Consider the following 17,394-nt stretch of genomic DNA (forward strand, 5'->3'; position numbering starts at 1 on the left):
TTTTAAATTCACGGTGTAGATAAAAATGGTAAGACAATATTAAAGAAAAAATTAATAAGAGAGCAGGTTCTAACTTTTATGGCTAACTTACCAAAATGTCTAGTAGGCATGGAAGCTTGCGGTGGAGCTAGCTATTGGGCAAGAGAATTAACAAAATTAGGTCATACTGTAAAACTAATAGCTCCACAATTAATTTATCTGAACGAAATGGGCATAATAAAACAACTGTTGCAGTAACTAACAAACTAGCAAGGGTGGTGTTTGCGGTACTCAGTTCAGGCAATGATTATACCGAGAGTAAAGTTTGTAGCTAAAGAATTGGTACAAACTAGTTGTTGACGAGATAATATTATAGGTAAATAGAAATTTAATAGATTCTAATCTGGAATATGCGAAAGAATGATAATATTGATGGTAAATAAGACTAACCTTAGCTTACGAAAAAACTGAGCAATCCAATGGCTCGTTAGAAGTCGAAGAAATGATAAGTATAAGTTTGTAAGCCAGCGAATTCCATCAGGGCTATAGGGTAAATTTAAAGTAATTGATTAACTATAAGCCGGATACATGACTGCATTCGATTTTTTTGCTGTTATATATTATTTTTTTCTTGCATTATCGGGTAAGTCTATACATGACTATAACTTTAGCCTGCCTCCGGAATTATTTATAAAATAATGTTTGACATTGTTTTGAATAATCGGTATAAAACTTCACACAGGGTAAATAAATCCTGTAGCTGTTTGACAAGTTGATAAAGCTGAAAACTAAATACACACTGCGATTAATAAAAATTCTATGATCGCGAGTGGATACTGTAATGGTGCAGAATTAGTTCTGTACACATCGTACAATCTCAAGTTTGAAAAAATTAAAGTAAATAAAATAAGAGCATTTGGTGGATGCCTTGGCACTAGAAGGCGATGAAGGACGTAATACGCTGCGATAAGCTTCGGGGAGCTGCGAATAAGCTTTGATCCGAAGATTTCCGAATGGGGAAACCCACCTGCTTAGCAGGTATCGTATAGTGAATACATAGCTATGCGAAGCAAACCCAGCGAATTGAAATATCTTAGTAGCTGGAGGAAAGGACATCAACCGAGACTCCGTTAGTAGTGACGAGCGAACGCGGACCAGGCCAGTGGCTTCAGAATAAAAACTAGAACAACATGGAAAGGTTGGCCATAGAGGGTGATAGCCCCTTATAGGTAAAAAGTTTTGGAGTCCTTGAGTAAGGCGGGACACGTGAAATCCTGTTTGAACATAGGGGGACCACCCTCTAAGCCTAAGTACTCTCTAGTGACCGATAGTGAACAAGTACCGTGAGGGAAAGGTGAAAAGAACCCCGACAAGGGGAGTGAAATAGACCTGAAACCGAATGCTTACAAGCAGTCGGAGCAGACATTTATGTTCTGTGACGGCGTACCTTTTGTATAATGGGTCAGCGACTTAGTTTATCTAGCAAGCTTAAGCCGTTAGGTGTAGGCGTAGCGAAAGCGAGTCTGAATAGGGCGATTTTAGTTAGATGAATTAGACCCGAAACCGAGTGATCTAGCCATGGTCAGGTTGAAGGTGGAGTAATATCCGCTGAAGGACCGAACCCACTACTGTTGAAAAAGTAGGGGATGAGCTGTGGCTAGGGGTGAAAGGCTAATCAAACTCGGATATAGCTGGTTCTCCGCGAAATCTATTTAGGTAGAGCGTTATAGCGATTACCGTCGAAGGTAGAGCACTGGATGAGCTAGGGGGTTCTACAGACTTACCAAACTCAACCAAACTCCGAATGTCGACGAGTACAGCATAGCAGACAGACTGTGGGTGCTAAGGTCCATAGTCGAGAGGGAAAAAGCCCAGACCGCCATCTAAGGTCCCTAAATCATGACTAAGTGTTAAAGGATGTGGGAAAACCAAAACAACTAGGATGTTGGCTTAGAAGCAGCCATCATTTAAAGAAAGCGTAATAGCTCACTAGTCTAAATAAGTTTTCCTGCGCCAACAATGTAACGGGGCTCAAGTCATGTACCGAAGATGCGGATTTGCACTTTAATAGTGCAGATGGTAGCGGAGCGTTCCGTAAGCCTGTGAAGGTGAACTGTGAAGTTTGCTGGAGGTATCGGAAGTGAGAATGCTGACATAAGTAGCGATAAAGAATGTGAGAAACATTCTCGCCGAAAGTCCAAGGGTTCCTGCGTAAAGTTAATCTGCGCAGGCTTAGTCGGCTCCTAAGGTGAGGCTGAAAGGCGTAATCGATGGGAATCAGGTTAATATTCCTGAACCTGAGGGATGTGACGGAGATAGTAAATTGTATACGCTTATTGGATTGCGTGTGCGGTGAATATCTTCCAGGAAATAACACCCTCGTTAAAGACCGTACCCCAAACCGACACAGGTGGACAGGTAGAGTATACCTAGGCGCTTGAGAGAACGATGCTGAAGGAACTAGGCAAATTGCATCTGTAACTTCGGGAGAAGGATGACCTGTGAATGGGCAACCATTTATAGGTGGCACAAACTAGGGGGTAGCGACTGTTTATTAAAAACACAGGGCTCTGCAAAGTCAATAGACGAAGTATAGGGTCTGACGCCTGCCCAGTGCTGGAAGATTAAGAGGAGGGGTGCAAGCTCTGAATTGAAGTCCCAGTGAACGGCGGCCGTAACTATGACGGTCCTAAGGTAGCGAAATTCCTTGTCGGGTAAGTTCCGACCCGCACGAATGGCGTAACGATTTCCCCGCTGTCTCCAGTATCGACTCAGCGAAATTGAATTCTCCGTGAAGATGCGGAGTTCCCGCGGTTAGACGGAAAGACCCCGTGAACCTTTACTATAGCTTTGCACTGGTATTAGGAATTAGATGTGCAGGATAGGTGGGAGACTATGAAGCGGTGGCGCAAGCCACTGTGGAGTCACCCTTGAGATACCACCCTTTTGATTCTTGATATCTAACCGCGATCCTTGAATCAGGATCCGAGACAATGCATGGTGGGTAGTTTGACTGGGGCGGTCGCCTCCCAAAGAGTAACGGAGGCGCGCGATGGTTAGCTCAGGTTGGTCGGAAATCAACTATTAGAGTGCAATGGCATAAGCTAGCCTGACTGCGAGTCTGACAAGACGAGCAGAGACGAAAGTCGGTCATAGTGATCCGGTGATCCCGAGTGGAAGGGTCATCGCTCAACGAATAAAAGGTACTCCGGGGATAACAGGCTGATGATTTCCAAGCGTCCATAGCGACGAAATCGTTTGGCACCTCGATGTCGGCTCATCACATCCTGGGGCTGGAGAAGGTCCCAAGGGTTCGGCTGTTCGCCGATTAAAGTGGTACGTGAGCTGGGTTTAGAACGTCGTGAGACAGTTTGGTCCCTATCTGCCGTGGGTGTAGGAAGTTTGAGAGGATCTGCCTTTAGTACGAGAGGACCGAGGTGGACGTACCTCTGGTGGACCAGTTGTCGCGCCAGCGGCATAGCTGGGTAGCTAAGTACGGAAAGGATAACCGCTGAATGCATCTAAGCAGGAAACCTACCTCAAAACTAGACTTCCCTATCAGAGCCGTGGAAGACCACCACGTTGATAGGTCAGGTGTGGAAGCACGGTAACGTGTGTAGCTAACTGGTACTAATAGCTCGATTGATTTACTTTGCTGAGGTTGTACTTTGTGTGCAGCATTAATTCTGTAAAAAACATACCAAGTTTTTAGTTTTATCAACATTAAATTTTTTTATTTGCCTTCTAGGAGGCTGTCAAAGATAGTTGATGAATTTTTAGGAGAAACGAAATCGAGTACCACAGCGTATATAAACATACGTGAGGAGCGAAGGTGAGTTTTGACGCCAAAATTACCAACTAGACCTTTTGAAAGCTCGCTTATGTGCAAGGATTTGAAGGGGACGCGGACGCAGAATCGCAGCGTACTATAATGTATGTGAGGATTCAGGTACCGCATCATTGTCCAAATTACCAGCAGAAGTAGAGTTGTAAAAGATATTTGTTGACTTATGATGTAAAAAATTTGTATTGCTAGCTTGGTGGTTATAGCACAAGTGAAACACCCGATCCCATACCGAACTCGAACGTGAAACCTTGTAGCGCTGATGGTACTATGCCCTGAGGCATGGGAGAGTAAGTCACTGCCAAGCTTGCAATACAAATTTTTTTATGAAGGTTATCAATCCTGTTTTGTGTCATACCTGTTTTGGTGCATATCTTAGATTTCCACCGTTGCTAAAAATGACAATTTATAGTCAATTCAGGAAAATTTGGGGCTAGGAGCAACACCTACAAGTAATAGGCGAGCATTGGGCGACGACGTCACCAACTTCTCATCAATGACTATATGGATTGCCACGTGCCATGACTATTGCGTGTGCTTGCTATTCATTAGACCTCTTGCATAACTTAATCTAATTGGTAATTTTGTTGTCAAAACTCGTCTCCGTTCCTCACGTACATCGCTGTGGTACTCGACTTCGTTTTTCCTAAAAATTCCTCAATTATCTTTAGGTTGTGCAAGAGGTCTATTTTCAAATCTAATTCTCTAAATCATTTGAGTGTATTTAAAACTTCACGCTTGTCATTCAATTTCAATTCTTTAAATCATTCAACTATGTTATAATCTAAGATTATAAATCAAAAAACTAGACCAAAAAAAGAGGAAAGGAATATGCACCATATTAATAATAAATTTTACATGCCATTAGTGACGTTACTTTGTATATTTACTTATTTATTAAATTTCTTTAATAAAATAGCTCAATGTTCTTTAGTATTTGTCTTTTTAACGTTAACTGTCAATATTATATCCGAGCTATATGGCAAGAAAAAAGCTATGATTGCTGTAGTGTTGAGTACAATAGTAAGCTTTGGTTTGTTATGGAATTTAGATTATTATATTAATGGTTATGCTATTAAGGGAATTGTGTTTGCAGCTTCTGTCTCTGTATTGCTGTCAACATATTGTAGTACAAGTGTATTTTTACATCTCAAGTCAGCATCAGCATATTCTTTTAATACTAGGAATTTTATTAGTTTGATAGTGTGTGCCATTGTAGATGGTGTTGTGATGTTAGGATTTTTCATAAATATATTCTCTACAAGTAGAGTTTTGTCGATTTTTTATCAAGAAGTATTATTTAAATGTCTATATTCATTAGCAGCTTATATATGTATATTTGCCGGATTATATTTAGTTCACAAAGTGCATGATAATAAGATTAATGAGGGAGAAAATAATAAATAAAGCTTGCTCAGAGCCATATTACTCGTCTATTTAGCTGATTAATAAATATTATCCTTGACTATCAAGACAAAAAGCTTTAGTATGTGGCTCTAACCAAGTAATAAGTAGGTTAGAGCCTTATATGGCAGTAATTTCTAAAGTTTTTTCGTATCTCTCTATAACTCACAATACATCACCCACCTCAAAATTAACAAATAGATTGTCAGAATATATCTTTCCTATCAAAAGGCATGAATTATCTAAATTTCTATATGTAACATTATTGATGTTCTGTATTTTATTTATACAAAATATTATCAGAGCCTTAAAAGACAGTCTGATTAATACCATGATTGGTACCGAAACTGTATCATTTCTTAAATTTTGGGGGGTTTTACCTTCGGCATTTTTGATGTCGATAATCTATGTGAAATTAGTAAATAACATAAAAGGGGAGTATATATTCTACCTTATATTATCAATTTTTCTACTATTTTTTGCTTTATTTGCATTTTATATTTTTCCTAATCATTTGGCATTGCATTTGAGTAGTGAGCATGCTGGTATTTTAGTAAAGTCTTATCCCAATTTAAAATGGTTTATATTACTTTTATCTAATTGGAGTTTCTCTTTGTTCTATATTATAGCAGAATTATGGCCAAGTGTGATATTTGCATTACTTTTTTGGCAGTTTGTTAATAATATAACCTCGGTGGAACAATCAAAAAGATTCTATCCTTTATTTGGACTTTTTGCTCAAACGGGGCTTTATATATCAGGTAAGTTTTTAGAAAACTTATCTTATCTAAATCAATTGTTAATTAATAAGTTTGGTTTGCAACATACAGAGACTGAGCTTTCAGTGCAAATTATATTGGGCTGCGTACTGATATTTGGCTCAATAGCATTAGCAACTTTTTGGATACTGAATCATAAAATATTAGATAAATCTCAGGTAGAAAAACTGCAATTTTCTGTCAAGAAACAATCGCTAACCCTTATAGAAAGTTTTAAAATGGTTATTGCTTCAAGATATATTAGGCTAATTGCTACACTGCTTGTCTGTTATGGTATAGCTATAAACTTAGTTGAAGGACCTTGGAAAGCATCAGCTTCAAAGATTTATAAAACACCGACGGAATTTGCTGCTTTTGTTGGCAATTATCTAAGTATTACTGGCATATTTACCATTTTGTTTGTTATTCTTGGCTCCAATATTGTCAGGAGGTTGGGCTGGTTTACCGCAGCAAGTATAACGCCAATAATGGTTTTTATAACTGGCATGCTATTTTTCTTAGTATCTAATTTTGATGGATTGTCTGCTATAATCGTGGTTAGCTTTATGCTCACTGATCCTTCTTCAATTGCTATTACAATGGGACTAATCAACAACGTGTTGAGTAAATCAAGTAAATATACTCTATTTGATTCTACTAAAGAAATGTCATATGTTCCTTTAGATACTGAGCTTAAGACAAAAGGTAAAGCAGCTGCTGACGTAATTGGTACTAAACTTGGAAAGTCAACGAGTGCTCTTCTCCAGTCTTTAATATTTATTATTTTACCTTGTGCAACTTATCAATCTATTTCTATATATTTAATGATAGTATTTGGTATAATTTGTATTATATGGATGTGGGTGATTAGAGAATTGAATAAAGAATACACTAATATAGCGTCCTAGACTGTTAAACTTTACGTAAGAGATGAGGTAATAATGAAAAAACCCAATACCCCGGAACAATTATCGCTTAAAAGTACCAAGGAGCAAATTTTATCAGCCTATAATGAGGTACTAGTGCAGTTAGCTGAAAAGCAAGTAACTAGTCCCCAAGAACAAAAGCAACGACAAGATGAGCAAGTTGTTATAACAAAAGCTGTTAGCAATTCATCAGATGCTATATTAACTGATCTTAGTGCCTTAAAATCCAAGATAATTAAACAAATCGATAATTTATCAGAGCAATTGCTTAAAGAATCAGAAAAATTGGTAAATTTACGGGAAGCAATTAATTTAGAGCAAAAACATTTACAAGAATTATATCAAATTAATGAAACAGCTAATACTTTATCTGCCTTATTACAAACCCAAATTGGGCAAAAAGAACAGTTTAAATTAGAAATGGAACAAACAAAACAAACTTTTACTCAAGAAATGACAGCCAAAAAATCTCAGTGGCAACAGCAAAGTGAGCAACTTGAGCGGGATTATAAAGAGCAAAAAGAAAAACTTGAAAAGACCAAGAAACGTGAGGAAGAAGAATATATTTATACATTAGAATTAAAACGTCGTAAGGAAATTGATGAATATAATAGTAAGAAAGCTATTATGGAGAAAGAATTATCGGATTTAAGAGATAATCTATTAAAACGAGAAGCTGATTTAGTAGAAAAAGAGGGTGATTATGAATCCTTAGAAATTCAAGTAGGGCAAATTCCAAATATAATAAAAGAGGCGGTAAATAATGCAGAAGAATCGCTTCGTGGTAAGTTGTCACAGCAATATGATTTTGACATGCAACTTAAACAGCAGGAATATGAAGGCAAGTTAAAATTGCAAGCACAAAGTATTAGTTATCTTGAAGATAAAATTACCAAGCAGGAAATTTTAATGAAAGAACTAACTGCAAAAGCCGATATGGCAACGCAACAAATTCAATCAATTGCTTGCCGTGCTTTAGATACTTCAGCCCAACGTTTTGTGACGTTGAGTACTAGTAATGATAAAGAAAAAGCCTAGGTAGACTCCTAGGCTCTTATATCTTGAAAATGTGATATAAAAGCCTAGCACAATAGTTGACGTAAGAAAACTATTTTACTCTTGACTATTTGTTGTCTTAGTTTTATGATGACTGGCAATTTATAAAATAATACTAAAAGGTTTGATAGTTGTGGCTAAAAAAAATAAAAATGTTTTGGTAAGACTTGTTAGTACAGCTGGTACAGGGTATTTTTTGGTAAAGAAACGTAATCCTAAGACCCAAACTGAGAAATTAGCATTTAAGAAATATGATCCGGTAGTTAGGAAACACGTTCCTTTTAAAGAAGAAAAGATTAAGTAGTGAAATAGTAGGAATATATGGCAACAAAAATTCGTTTGGCAAGAGGTGGAACCAAGAAACGTCCTCATTATAGAGTGGTTGTAGCAAATGAAACAGCTCCTAGAGATGGTGACTTTTTGGAGAAGGTAGGTACTTATAATCCTATGCTTGTCAAAGGTGATGCAAATCGTGTAATTCTAAAATCTGATCGTATAGAATATTGGTTAAGTACTGGTGCTCAACCTACAGATCGTGTTGCTAGGTTTATTGAAGAAGTAGGTATAGCACTCCCAGCCTCGATCAAAAAGAAAATGGAAATAAAAATTAAGAATCGTAAAATAAAGCCTCCTAAGAAAGAGTCCAAAAAAGCTTAAATAACATGGCGTAAGCTGAAAAAGTAATTATAAGTCTAAAAAACGTCATTGCGAGAAGCCGCAAAGCGGCGACGTGGCGATCCATAAAGGTACCAGGATGGATTGCTTCGACCATTACATGGTCTCGCAATGACGGTTATGGATACATACGTCATTGCGAAAAGGCGTAAGCTGAAGAAGTAATATAAGTCTAAAAAACGTCATTGCGAGGAGCCGCAAAGCGGCGACGTGGCGATCCATAAAGGTACCAAAATGGATTGCTTCGACCATTACATGGTCTCGCAATGACGGTTATGGATACATACGTCATTGCGAAAAGGCGTAAGCTGAAAAAGTAATATAAGTCTAAAAAACGTCATTGCGAGGAGCCGCAGAGCGGCGACGTGGCAATCTATAAAAGTGATTAGAAAGGATTGAGGTTTACACCTCCTCGCAATGACGATGTGTTGCAAAATATCTCCTTGCAATGACATTAAAGGTCACACGAGCTTTTTCTTATTTGCCGGATTAGCTCAGTGGTAGAGCAACCGCCTTGTAAGCGGTAGGTCGTCAGTTCAAATCCGACATCCGGCACCACAGCAAGTAACAAAATTATCTTTGTAATGCATAAGACAATTCCTTGTAGATTTATCAACTATTTAAAGTTCTATAAATTAGATCTTGCAATTGTCATGTTGGCATTATTATGTGTGTCAATTTCTTTGCTAGCAATAGGTGGAGCTTTTAGGCAGTTAATCGATAGCGGTTTGAAAGGAAATTATCTACAATCAATCAACCAATCAATATTATATATTAGTATTTTAATATTAATTTTTAGTACGGGTAGTTTTTTCCGTTCTTATTTCATTAATAATATTGCTGAAAAAATCGTTAGTCAAATTAGGCAAGAGGCTTACAGTAACATAATTAATTTCGATATTGTTTGTTTTGAGGATCTCAAAATTGGTGATATCATTTCTCGCCTGAGTGTGGATATAGAACTTATTTATAAGTTGATTGTCAATTTTCTCTCTTTTTTTGTTCGTAACTCAATAATGCTAATTGGTGGAATTATCTTAATGTTCTGCCAGAGTCCTAAACTCGCTGCGATTGTCATTATTATTATACCATTATTATTGCTACCACTAATAAAATTTGGTAAATATGTACGAAATTTATCAAAAAATGTTCTCCAATCACAAGCCAATATTACCGCTAATTTAGAAGAGAGCGTATCAAATATTTGTGCAATACAAGCCTTTAATCAGCAGGCAAATAAAGTAGCGGCTTTCAATAAGCAAATTTCTGATTATTTACAACATGCGGCAAGTCGTTTAAAAGTCCGTTCAGTATTTTTTGCTTTGGCTATTTCAGTTATATTATTCTCCATCACTATAGTTATATGGGTAGGTAGCAGAGACATAGTGCAGGGGCATTTATCATCAGGTCAGATGATATCATTTATTTATTATGCTATCATCGCTGGTGTAAGTAGTGGGGGTATTTTTGAGCTTTTAACTGAAGTCCACTCATCTCTTGTAGCCTCGGAAAGAGTTTTTGTTCTTATAGATTATACTTGCAAAAATCAACTAACTAATGTTCCAATGGGTGATTATCAAGATAATAAATCTTCTTTGAGTATAGAGTTTGACAATGTAAGTTTTGTCTATCCATCAAGATTAGACAATTTAGTTATAGATGATCTGTCATTTAAGATAGATAAAGGTAAGTTTATTGGTATAGTTGGCAGATCGGGTGCTGGTAAAAGTACTATTATGCAATTAATGTTAAAATTTTATTTTCCTGAGAAAGGAACAATTAGAATTGCTGGTCAAGATATATCCAAAACTCAAGATCATCAGATAAGACGCAAGATTGCCTATGTTCCACAAGATTCAAGTATTTTTTCTGGTACAATTAGGTCAAATATTGCTTTTGCTAAACCTGATGCAAGTATGGAAGAAATAATAGAAGCAGCTAATAACACCGGTATAATGGATTTTGTCCAGAATCTTAAAGAAGGATTAGATACTGAAATTGGTGAGAAGGGTATTAGATTATCTGGAGGACAAAAACAACGAATAGCTATCAGTAGGGCAATTCTATATAACCCAGAAATTTTACTTTTAGATGAAGCAATGAGTGCCTTAGATAGCGAAAATGAACAAAAATTATTGAGTAAATTGCAACAAATAATGAAAGGCAAAACTATATTATCGATTGCTCATCGTATTTCAAGTATAGAACAGGCTGATGAAATTTTGCTAATTGATCATGGAACGTTAATTGCTCGGGATACTCATGTTAAATTGTTAGAAAAAAGTGAAATCTATAAAATAATCTGCCAAGAACAATCAATAAATTTGTAAAAAGTATAGTCAATTGACTATAATTAAAAAACTAGAAAAAGAGAGGTTGATATGACAAAAATTGATTTAATTTGTTACAAAAATTATTATGGATCAGTTCATTTTGATTCACAAGAAGAGCTTTTTTTTGGGAAAATAGAATTTATAAGAGATTTAGTAAATTATGAGGCTTTCGAAGCCAAATCTCTGGTAAAAGCTTTTCATGAAGCAGTAGATAGTTATTTAGAAGATTGCAATAATATTGGAAAAGCTCCTGACCAACCATTCAAGGGTAGTTTTAATGTTAGAATTGATCCTGAATTACACAAAGAAGCAAGTTTATATGCTATACAGCATGGAGACACCTTAAATGGAGTAGTTAAAAAAGCTTTAAACAACCTTTTAATTTCATAAACCAAATATTGGAGCATAAAGTTAGGAGGCTACCTGCAATAATAAGTAATTCTATATTTGGTAATTTCAAATATTACTGGCAGCAAATTGCCAATTAATCATATGCTCTATATAAACTGAAATATAGTCCGGACGCTTATTGCGATAATCTATATAGTAGGCATGTTCCCAAACATCACAGTTAAGCAACGGTTTCATAGACTTAGTAATAGGCGTTTCAGCATTACTAGTCTTTACTATCTGTAATTTACCATTATTAGAGACTAACCATGCCCAACCACTAGCAAATTGACTTATTGCCGCTTGTTTAAATTCAGTAGCAAAATTCTCATAACTACCAAAATCTTTATTTATCTGCTCTAACATCATACCAGTAGGTTTTCCACCGCCTGAAGGCTTAATAGAATGCCAAAAGAAACTATGGTTCCATATTTGTGCAGCATTATTAAATATGGCGGCTTCATCTGGTTTGGTACTTGCGTAAATTATTAACTCCTCCAAACTCTTCTTTTGTAATTCCTGATTATTTTGCAACAAATTATTCAAGTTAGTTACATATGCTTGGTGGTGTTTCCCATGATGGTAATCAAACGTTTCAGGGGAAAAATGTGGCACGAAGTCCCCTTTACCATAAGGCAATTCCGGCAAAACAAAAGGATAGGATTTTTGGTTAGATTGGTTGCAATATATCATAATTTCCTCATATTTAGCATAAAAAGCTTATATTTTCAATATAGCCTGTTTTAAAATTAATGTTCTTTATAATTTTTAGTATAGCACAAAATTTTCCAGCACTAAGAGATAGATTTAAAAAAATTAAAATTTTTTTTCAAATCAATAGATTTAGGTAAGTCTATTAATAACTCTTCAAATTGTTGATTATTGGAATATTCTAGAGTAATCTTGTCTTTTATTTGGTTTTTAAACCAGGTAATTTGTCTTTTTGCATATTGCCTGGTTTTAATTTGTGCTAGATTTAAGGCAGTTTGTAAAGTAATTTCATTATTTAGATAAGATAATATTTCTCGCAGACCAATGGTTTTTATTGCAGAAGATATTATATCGGGAAAGTTTTCTTTAATTAGAGCTATTTCTTCAATTGCTCCTTCATTAAATATTTTTTCTAACCTAGTATTACATGTTTGATAAAGAAATTCTCGCTCCGGATGTAGAAAAATTACTTTAAAGTCAAATTCTGGAAGAATGGGTATATTCTGTGTAGCTTGGAAAGTAAATATAGATTGCTTGGTTTGCATAAATACTTCATAGGCTCTTATAACCCTCTGACTATCATGCTTATTTAATTTCTGGCTAGCCAATACATCAAGCTCTTTTAGTTGATTAAAGAATTGACATGAGCCAATCTTAGAGTGCAATTCTCTAACATATTGCCTAATCTCTGGAGATATTGTCGGTATTTCATTATAACCAAAAAGCAGTGAATTAATATATAACCCCGTACCACCAACAATTATTGGTAGCTTACCTCTATTACGGATGTCTGTAATTTTCTCAAGAGCATGATTGACATATTGTATTACTGAAAATTCTTGATCTACGGATAAAAAGTTATAAAGATGATATGGTATCTCGTTTCGGTATATTGGTGATGGTGAAGCAGTAATAATAGGGATATGCTTATATATCTGCATAGAGTCGCTGTTAACTATCTCGCCATCATATATTTTGGCTAAATAATGTGCCAAATAAGACTTACCACTAGCAGTAGGTCCGCATATAACTAACATTTTCTTTTTTTGCATTAAATGTATATACTCAACAATAAAAAATCAACAATGCACAAATAAGATAAAAAAATTATACCATGAGAAAAATAATAGGTCTAGATGTATGACAAGACCGGCGTTCCTAATTGCTTTTTTTACAACAACTGTTCGTTATTATGACTATGCTCTTTTTGGACTATCAGCAACTATTTTATCCAAAAACTTTTTACCATTAGGATCAAATGATCAACAAATATTATTATTTTTTGCTATATTTAGTATAGCTGTAATAGCTCGTCCCATTGGTTCTATCATTTTTGGTTTTATTAGTGATAAATATGGTAGAGTTGTCTCAGTGAGAATTTCGGTATTTTTAGCCACTATCTCGACAATTCTTATAGGGTTAACTCCTAATTTTGATAAAATTGGTATAGTAGCGACAATAATTTTAATATTTTGTCGTATGACATTTTTAATGAGTTTAGCAGGAGAAAGTGATGCAATAAAAATTTATGTTGTAGAAAAAGTGGGTAAGGCAAGTAAAAATTGTGCTAGTGGTATTGTATCATTTTGTAGTCAGGTTGGAGCATTGCTTGCGGCAGCAATTTACCATTTTTCTACAGAGTTTGAGTCAATTGCTTATTTATGGCGAGCGAATTTTATTATTGGTGGAATTTTTGGCTTAATTATTATATTTTTGAGGCACTATTTTCATGAAAGCGAAGAATTTTTAAAATCTAGAAAAGATCATAAATCTGCTGATTATAACTTTTTTTATTTGGCAAAGATTATCAAAAATTTGCCTAGCAAATTTATTTTAGCAATATTAATCAGTGGTTGTATAGGGGGTATTTACCATTTTCTCATTTATTTTTGGGGAGTCTTTGCCGTAAAAAGTGTATTGGTGATGAGTAGCAGTCAATCTCAAATTATCAATATAGTTTTAATAAGCATTTATGCCATTATGTCAGTATTGTCTGGTTTTTTAGCCGATAGGTTTTATCCCAAAAAACAAATTATTATCTCATTATCATTAAGTTTGCTAGTTATAATTATTGTCCAATTGCTATTATATATAAAAATCTCGATAATTTACTTTCCGGTAATACTTATCGGACTTGCTCCATTTTACGTAGTGCCATTACAAATTATTGTCCAATCTATGTTTGTAACTAATATTAGGGCTAGAATGTGTAGCCTATCTCATTCACTTGGTGGAATGATACTTTCATCGACAACGCCATTTTTTTGTATGTTATTATGGCAATATTTTAATTCAATATACTTAGTGCTAGGATTTTTTATGTTATTATTACTAATATTGTTCAGTACAGTAATTTATCTGTATAGTGCAAGAGTTATAACTAACTAGTACTACAGTTGTAGATTGAATGTAAGTGTTCACGGAAAAAAGGTTAAAGTATAAGATGTCATTGCGAGGAGGTTGCCAGACCACAACTGTTGAAAGTTAGAAGGTAAAGCGGGTTTTAGATAGGTTTTCTGTCATTGCGAGACCACGCAAGTAGGTCGTGGCAATCCATCTTTGGTTACTTTTATGGATTGCTTCGTCGGTCTGGCAACCTCCTAGCAATAACGGATTTGTATGGTAATTACCCTTAGTTGTAATTTAGCTTTCTTTTTAACTCCAGCAGTTATGGATGCTCCACCGAAACGGGGAGTAACAATAGAACCATTAAAATAAAAAGTATAATTTTTACTATTTAATACTATTTTTGTATTAGTGTGAGTATATATTTAAGGTATTATACTATCGGAAATAAATATAAGAAAAAGTTTTTTATGACCAATGATGCTAAAATAGAACATATAGATTTTGGTAATGCATTATCAGAGCGTTATCTCTCTTATGCTCTATCAACAATTATGTCAAGATCCTTGCCTGACGTTCGTGATGGGTTAAAACCAGTCCATCGTAGATTATTATATGCTATGCTGCAATTAAGGTTAGAACCAGCCTCAGGCTATAAGAAATGTGCAAGAGTTGTCGGTGATGTAATCGGTAAATATCATCCACATGGTGATGGTGCAGTCTATGATACATTGGTACGTCTTGCCCAAAGTTTTTCTCTCAGATATCCATTAATTGATGGGCAGGGAAATTTTGGTTCTATTGATGGCGATAATGCAGCAGCTATGCGTTATACGGAATCAAGAATGACAGAAATCTGTACTTTATTAATGTCAGATATAGATCAAGATACTGTTGATTTTCGTCCTACCTATGATGATTCAGATACTGAACCAGTAATTATGCCTGCTATGTTTCCTAATTTATTGGCTAATGGCTCAGAAGGTATAGCAGTTGGCATGGCAACCAGTATCCCCCCTCATAATTTACATGAATTATGTGATGCGCTAATATATTTAATTGACCATCCTGAATCAAAGGTCAACGATATTTTGCAATTTGTCAAAGGCCCTGACTTTCCAACAGGTGGCATAATTGTGGATAGAATTGATTCAATCCATCAAGCCTATAGTATAGGACGTGGTAGTTTTAGAGTAAGGGCAAGATGGGTCAAAGAGGATTTAAGTTATGGTTTATATCAGATAGTAATTACTGAAATACCTTATCAAGTACAAAAATCTAAACTTATCGAACAAGTAGCTGGCTTGTTAAAAGACAAAAAAATTCCTTTGATCGGTAATATCAGGGACGAATCGACAGAAGATATAAGGTTAATTATTGAACCTAGAGATCGTAATTGTGACCCTAATGTAATTATGGAGTCATTATTTAAATTAACTGTTCTAGAAAATAGAATCCAGCTTAATATGAATGTTATAGGTTCAAATAATATTCCTAAAGTAGCTAATATACTGGAAATATTGCAGGAATTTTTATTACACCGACAAAATATTATTACTCGTAGATCCAAATTTCTTATTAGCAAAATTGAACATAGATTGGAAATTCTTAAAGGTTTAAGAATAGCTTACCTAAATTTGGATGAAATAATCAAAATTATTCGTGAAGAAGATGAGCCTAAACAAATAATGATCGCTAAATTTAGTTTAACTGATCTGCAAGTTGAAGCAATTCTCAATACAAGGTTGAGGTCTTTAAGAAAACTGGAAGAACAAGAAATTATTAACGAACATACTTCGCTAGAAAAAGAACATGCAAATCTGCAGAAAATTTTACAGGATCCGAATGAGTTAAAGAAAATAGTTAAGAAAGAAGTAAAAATGGTGCAAACAAAGTTTGGTTTTACTACTAAATTAGGCATGCGTCGAACTAGTTTTGAAGAGGCTAATATTGTCGCTCAGATTGTTGATATTTCAGCTTTCATAACCAAAGAACCTATCACCATAATATGTTCCAAAATGGGATGGATTCGTTCTTTGAAAGGTCATAATAATGATTTATCAACTGTAAAATACAAAGAAGGCGATGCAGAAAACTTTATTCTTGAGGCTTATACTACTGACAAAATCCTTATATTTAGTGCATCAGGGCGTTTTTTCACTATTCTAGGTGATAATATATTTAGAGGGAAAGGCAATGGAGAATCGATAAAGCTGATTATAGATATTGGTAATGAAGAAATAGTGAGTATGTTTGTTTATCAACCCACTCAAAAACTTTTACTAGCCAGTAGTATTGGCAAAGGATTTATTATTGATTCAGATGAAGTAGTAGCACAAACTAAACTAGGCAAGCAAATTATGCAAGTTCCTGAAAATCATTATTGTATTACTTGCTTACCAGTAGATGGCGATTGTCTTGCTTGTATAGGTGAAAACCGGAAATTATTAGTATTTAATCTCAATGAAGTACCAATAATGAAACGAGGACAAGGCGTAACTCTGCAAAAATTTAAAGATGCCAAACTGATGGATGTTAAGATATTTGATAGTAGTTTAGGATTAAGCTGGAAAATAGGAGAAAAGACTAGGGTAGAGAAAGATCTTTTACCATTTCGTGGACGACGAGGCTCTGTTGGCAAAATCCCTCCTAGTGGATTCCCTAAAAACAATAAATTTTCTTAGGAGTATTATAGTCAATTAAGGAGAATTGGGTAGCAGGAGCGATGGAGTACATAAACGTCAGTTTAAGAAAACAATAATTGAGAAACCGTCATTGCGAGGAAACCGTAAGGTCAACGAAGCAATCCAAAAAAGTGATTAAAAATGGATTGCCACGCCACCTACGGTGGCTCGTAATGACGGTTCTCAATTATTGTTTTCTTAAATTGACGCCTATGCGATGGAGCAACGCCTATAAGTAATAGGCGAGCATTGAGCGACAACGTTTCCAATTTCTCATCAGTTGACTAC

Annotated in this window: 12 protein-coding genes, 1 tRNA gene, 2 rRNA genes and 1 pseudogene; 14 read left to right on the forward strand and 2 right to left on the reverse strand. The window is 35.2% G+C overall.

Annotation, left to right across the window (positions count from 1 at the left end):
• Positions 1-6: 6 nt before the first annotated feature.
• The 12 genes and pseudogenes from ACQH6S_RS03160 to ACQH6S_RS03215 form a co-directional block, all read left to right on the forward strand.
• Positions 7-195, forward strand: a pseudogene (locus ACQH6S_RS03160) (IS110 family transposase); the annotation flags it as partial.
• Between the two features lie 679 nt (positions 196-874).
• Positions 875-3,634 (forward strand): 23S ribosomal RNA (locus ACQH6S_RS03165).
• Between the two features lie 381 nt (positions 3,635-4,015).
• A 5S ribosomal RNA gene (rrf, locus tag ACQH6S_RS03170) occupies positions 4,016-4,130 on the forward strand.
• Positions 4,131-4,250: 120 nt separating this feature from the next.
• Positions 4,251-4,388 carry a hypothetical protein gene (locus ACQH6S_RS03175; protein ID WP_425360072.1) on the forward strand — a complete coding sequence of 46 codons (138 nt, stop codon included), beginning with the start codon at positions 4,251-4,253 and terminating at the stop codon, positions 4,386-4,388.
• A 266-nt stretch (positions 4,389-4,654) separates the two neighbouring features.
• Positions 4,655-5,230, forward strand: coding sequence for a VUT family protein (locus ACQH6S_RS03180; RefSeq protein ID WP_425360073.1), 576 nt, complete (start codon positions 4,655-4,657; stop codon positions 5,228-5,230).
• 157 nt (positions 5,231-5,387) lie between these two features.
• On the forward strand, positions 5,388-6,893 hold the full coding sequence (locus tag ACQH6S_RS03185; protein WP_425360885.1) for an Npt1/Npt2 family nucleotide transporter: 1,506 nt from the start codon (positions 5,388-5,390) through the stop codon (positions 6,891-6,893).
• Positions 6,894-6,926: 33 nt separating this feature from the next.
• Positions 6,927-7,949, forward strand: a complete 1,023-nt coding sequence (locus ACQH6S_RS03190; RefSeq protein WP_425360074.1) for a hypothetical protein — start codon at positions 6,927-6,929, stop codon at positions 7,947-7,949.
• 151 nt (positions 7,950-8,100) lie between these two features.
• Positions 8,101-8,271: a 50S ribosomal protein L33 gene (rpmG, locus tag ACQH6S_RS03195; RefSeq protein WP_094649033.1), complete on the forward strand. Its 171-nt coding sequence runs from the start codon at positions 8,101-8,103 to the stop codon at positions 8,269-8,271.
• A gap of 17 nt (positions 8,272-8,288) precedes the next feature.
• Entirely contained in the window at positions 8,289-8,624 is a 336-nt protein-coding gene (rpsP, locus tag ACQH6S_RS03200; protein ID WP_425364677.1) for a 30S ribosomal protein S16, read from the forward strand.
• A 501-nt stretch (positions 8,625-9,125) separates the two neighbouring features.
• Positions 9,126-9,200 (forward strand) — tRNA-Thr (locus ACQH6S_RS03205).
• A 26-nt stretch (positions 9,201-9,226) separates the two neighbouring features.
• A complete protein-coding gene (locus ACQH6S_RS03210) occupies positions 9,227-10,972 on the forward strand; it encodes an ABC transporter ATP-binding protein (RefSeq protein ID WP_425360075.1) in 1,746 nt (581 codons plus the stop codon).
• A gap of 51 nt (positions 10,973-11,023) precedes the next feature.
• Complete coding sequence (locus tag ACQH6S_RS03215; RefSeq protein ID WP_425360076.1) at positions 11,024-11,365, forward strand: type II toxin-antitoxin system HicB family antitoxin; 342 nt, start codon at positions 11,024-11,026, stop codon at positions 11,363-11,365.
• Positions 11,366-11,431: 66 nt separating this feature from the next.
• Here the strand turns inward: ACQH6S_RS03215 and ACQH6S_RS03220 are convergent, their stop codons facing one another.
• Positions 11,432-12,058, reverse strand: a complete 627-nt coding sequence (locus ACQH6S_RS03220) for a superoxide dismutase (protein WP_425360077.1) — start codon at positions 12,056-12,058, stop codon at positions 11,432-11,434.
• A 101-nt stretch (positions 12,059-12,159) separates the two neighbouring features.
• On the reverse strand, positions 12,160-13,128 hold the full coding sequence (miaA, locus tag ACQH6S_RS03225) for a tRNA (adenosine(37)-N6)-dimethylallyltransferase MiaA (protein ID WP_425360078.1): 969 nt from the start codon (positions 13,126-13,128) through the stop codon (positions 12,160-12,162).
• A gap of 88 nt (positions 13,129-13,216) precedes the next feature.
• Here miaA and ACQH6S_RS03230 point away from each other — a divergent pair, with 88 nt between their 5' ends.
• On the forward strand, positions 13,217-14,464 hold the full coding sequence (locus ACQH6S_RS03230) for an MFS transporter (RefSeq protein WP_425360079.1): 1,248 nt from the start codon (positions 13,217-13,219) through the stop codon (positions 14,462-14,464).
• A 428-nt stretch (positions 14,465-14,892) separates the two neighbouring features.
• On the forward strand, positions 14,893-17,106 hold the full coding sequence (gene parC / locus ACQH6S_RS03235) for a DNA topoisomerase IV subunit A (RefSeq protein WP_425360080.1): 2,214 nt from the start codon (positions 14,893-14,895) through the stop codon (positions 17,104-17,106).
• Positions 17,107-17,394: the final 288 nt, after the last annotated feature.

Source organism: Candidatus Tisiphia endosymbiont of Mystacides longicornis (genome assembly GCF_964031095.1).
In the GTDB taxonomy this organism is placed as follows: Bacteria; Pseudomonadota; Alphaproteobacteria; order Rickettsiales; family Rickettsiaceae; genus Tisiphia.

Coding starts and splice junctions, on each gene's coding strand:
- ACQH6S_RS03220 (WP_425360077.1), bottom strand. CDS start 12,058: ATGATATATTGCAACCAATCTAACCAAAAATCCTATCCTTTTGTTTTG.
- parC (WP_425360080.1), top strand. CDS start 14,893: ATGACCAATGATGCTAAAATAGAACATATAGATTTTGGTAATGCATTA.
- rpsP (WP_425364677.1), top strand. CDS start 8,289: ATGGCAACAAAAATTCGTTTGGCAAGAGGTGGAACCAAGAAACGTCCT.
- miaA (WP_425360078.1), bottom strand. CDS start 13,128: ATGCAAAAAAAGAAAATGTTAGTTATATGCGGACCTACTGCTAGTGGT.
- ACQH6S_RS03215 (WP_425360076.1), top strand. CDS start 11,024: ATGACAAAAATTGATTTAATTTGTTACAAAAATTATTATGGATCAGTT.
- ACQH6S_RS03180 (WP_425360073.1), top strand. CDS start 4,655: ATGCACCATATTAATAATAAATTTTACATGCCATTAGTGACGTTACTT.
- ACQH6S_RS03210 (WP_425360075.1), top strand. CDS start 9,227: ATGCATAAGACAATTCCTTGTAGATTTATCAACTATTTAAAGTTCTAT.
- ACQH6S_RS03230 (WP_425360079.1), top strand. CDS start 13,217: ATGACAAGACCGGCGTTCCTAATTGCTTTTTTTACAACAACTGTTCGT.
- ACQH6S_RS03190 (WP_425360074.1), top strand. CDS start 6,927: ATGAAAAAACCCAATACCCCGGAACAATTATCGCTTAAAAGTACCAAG.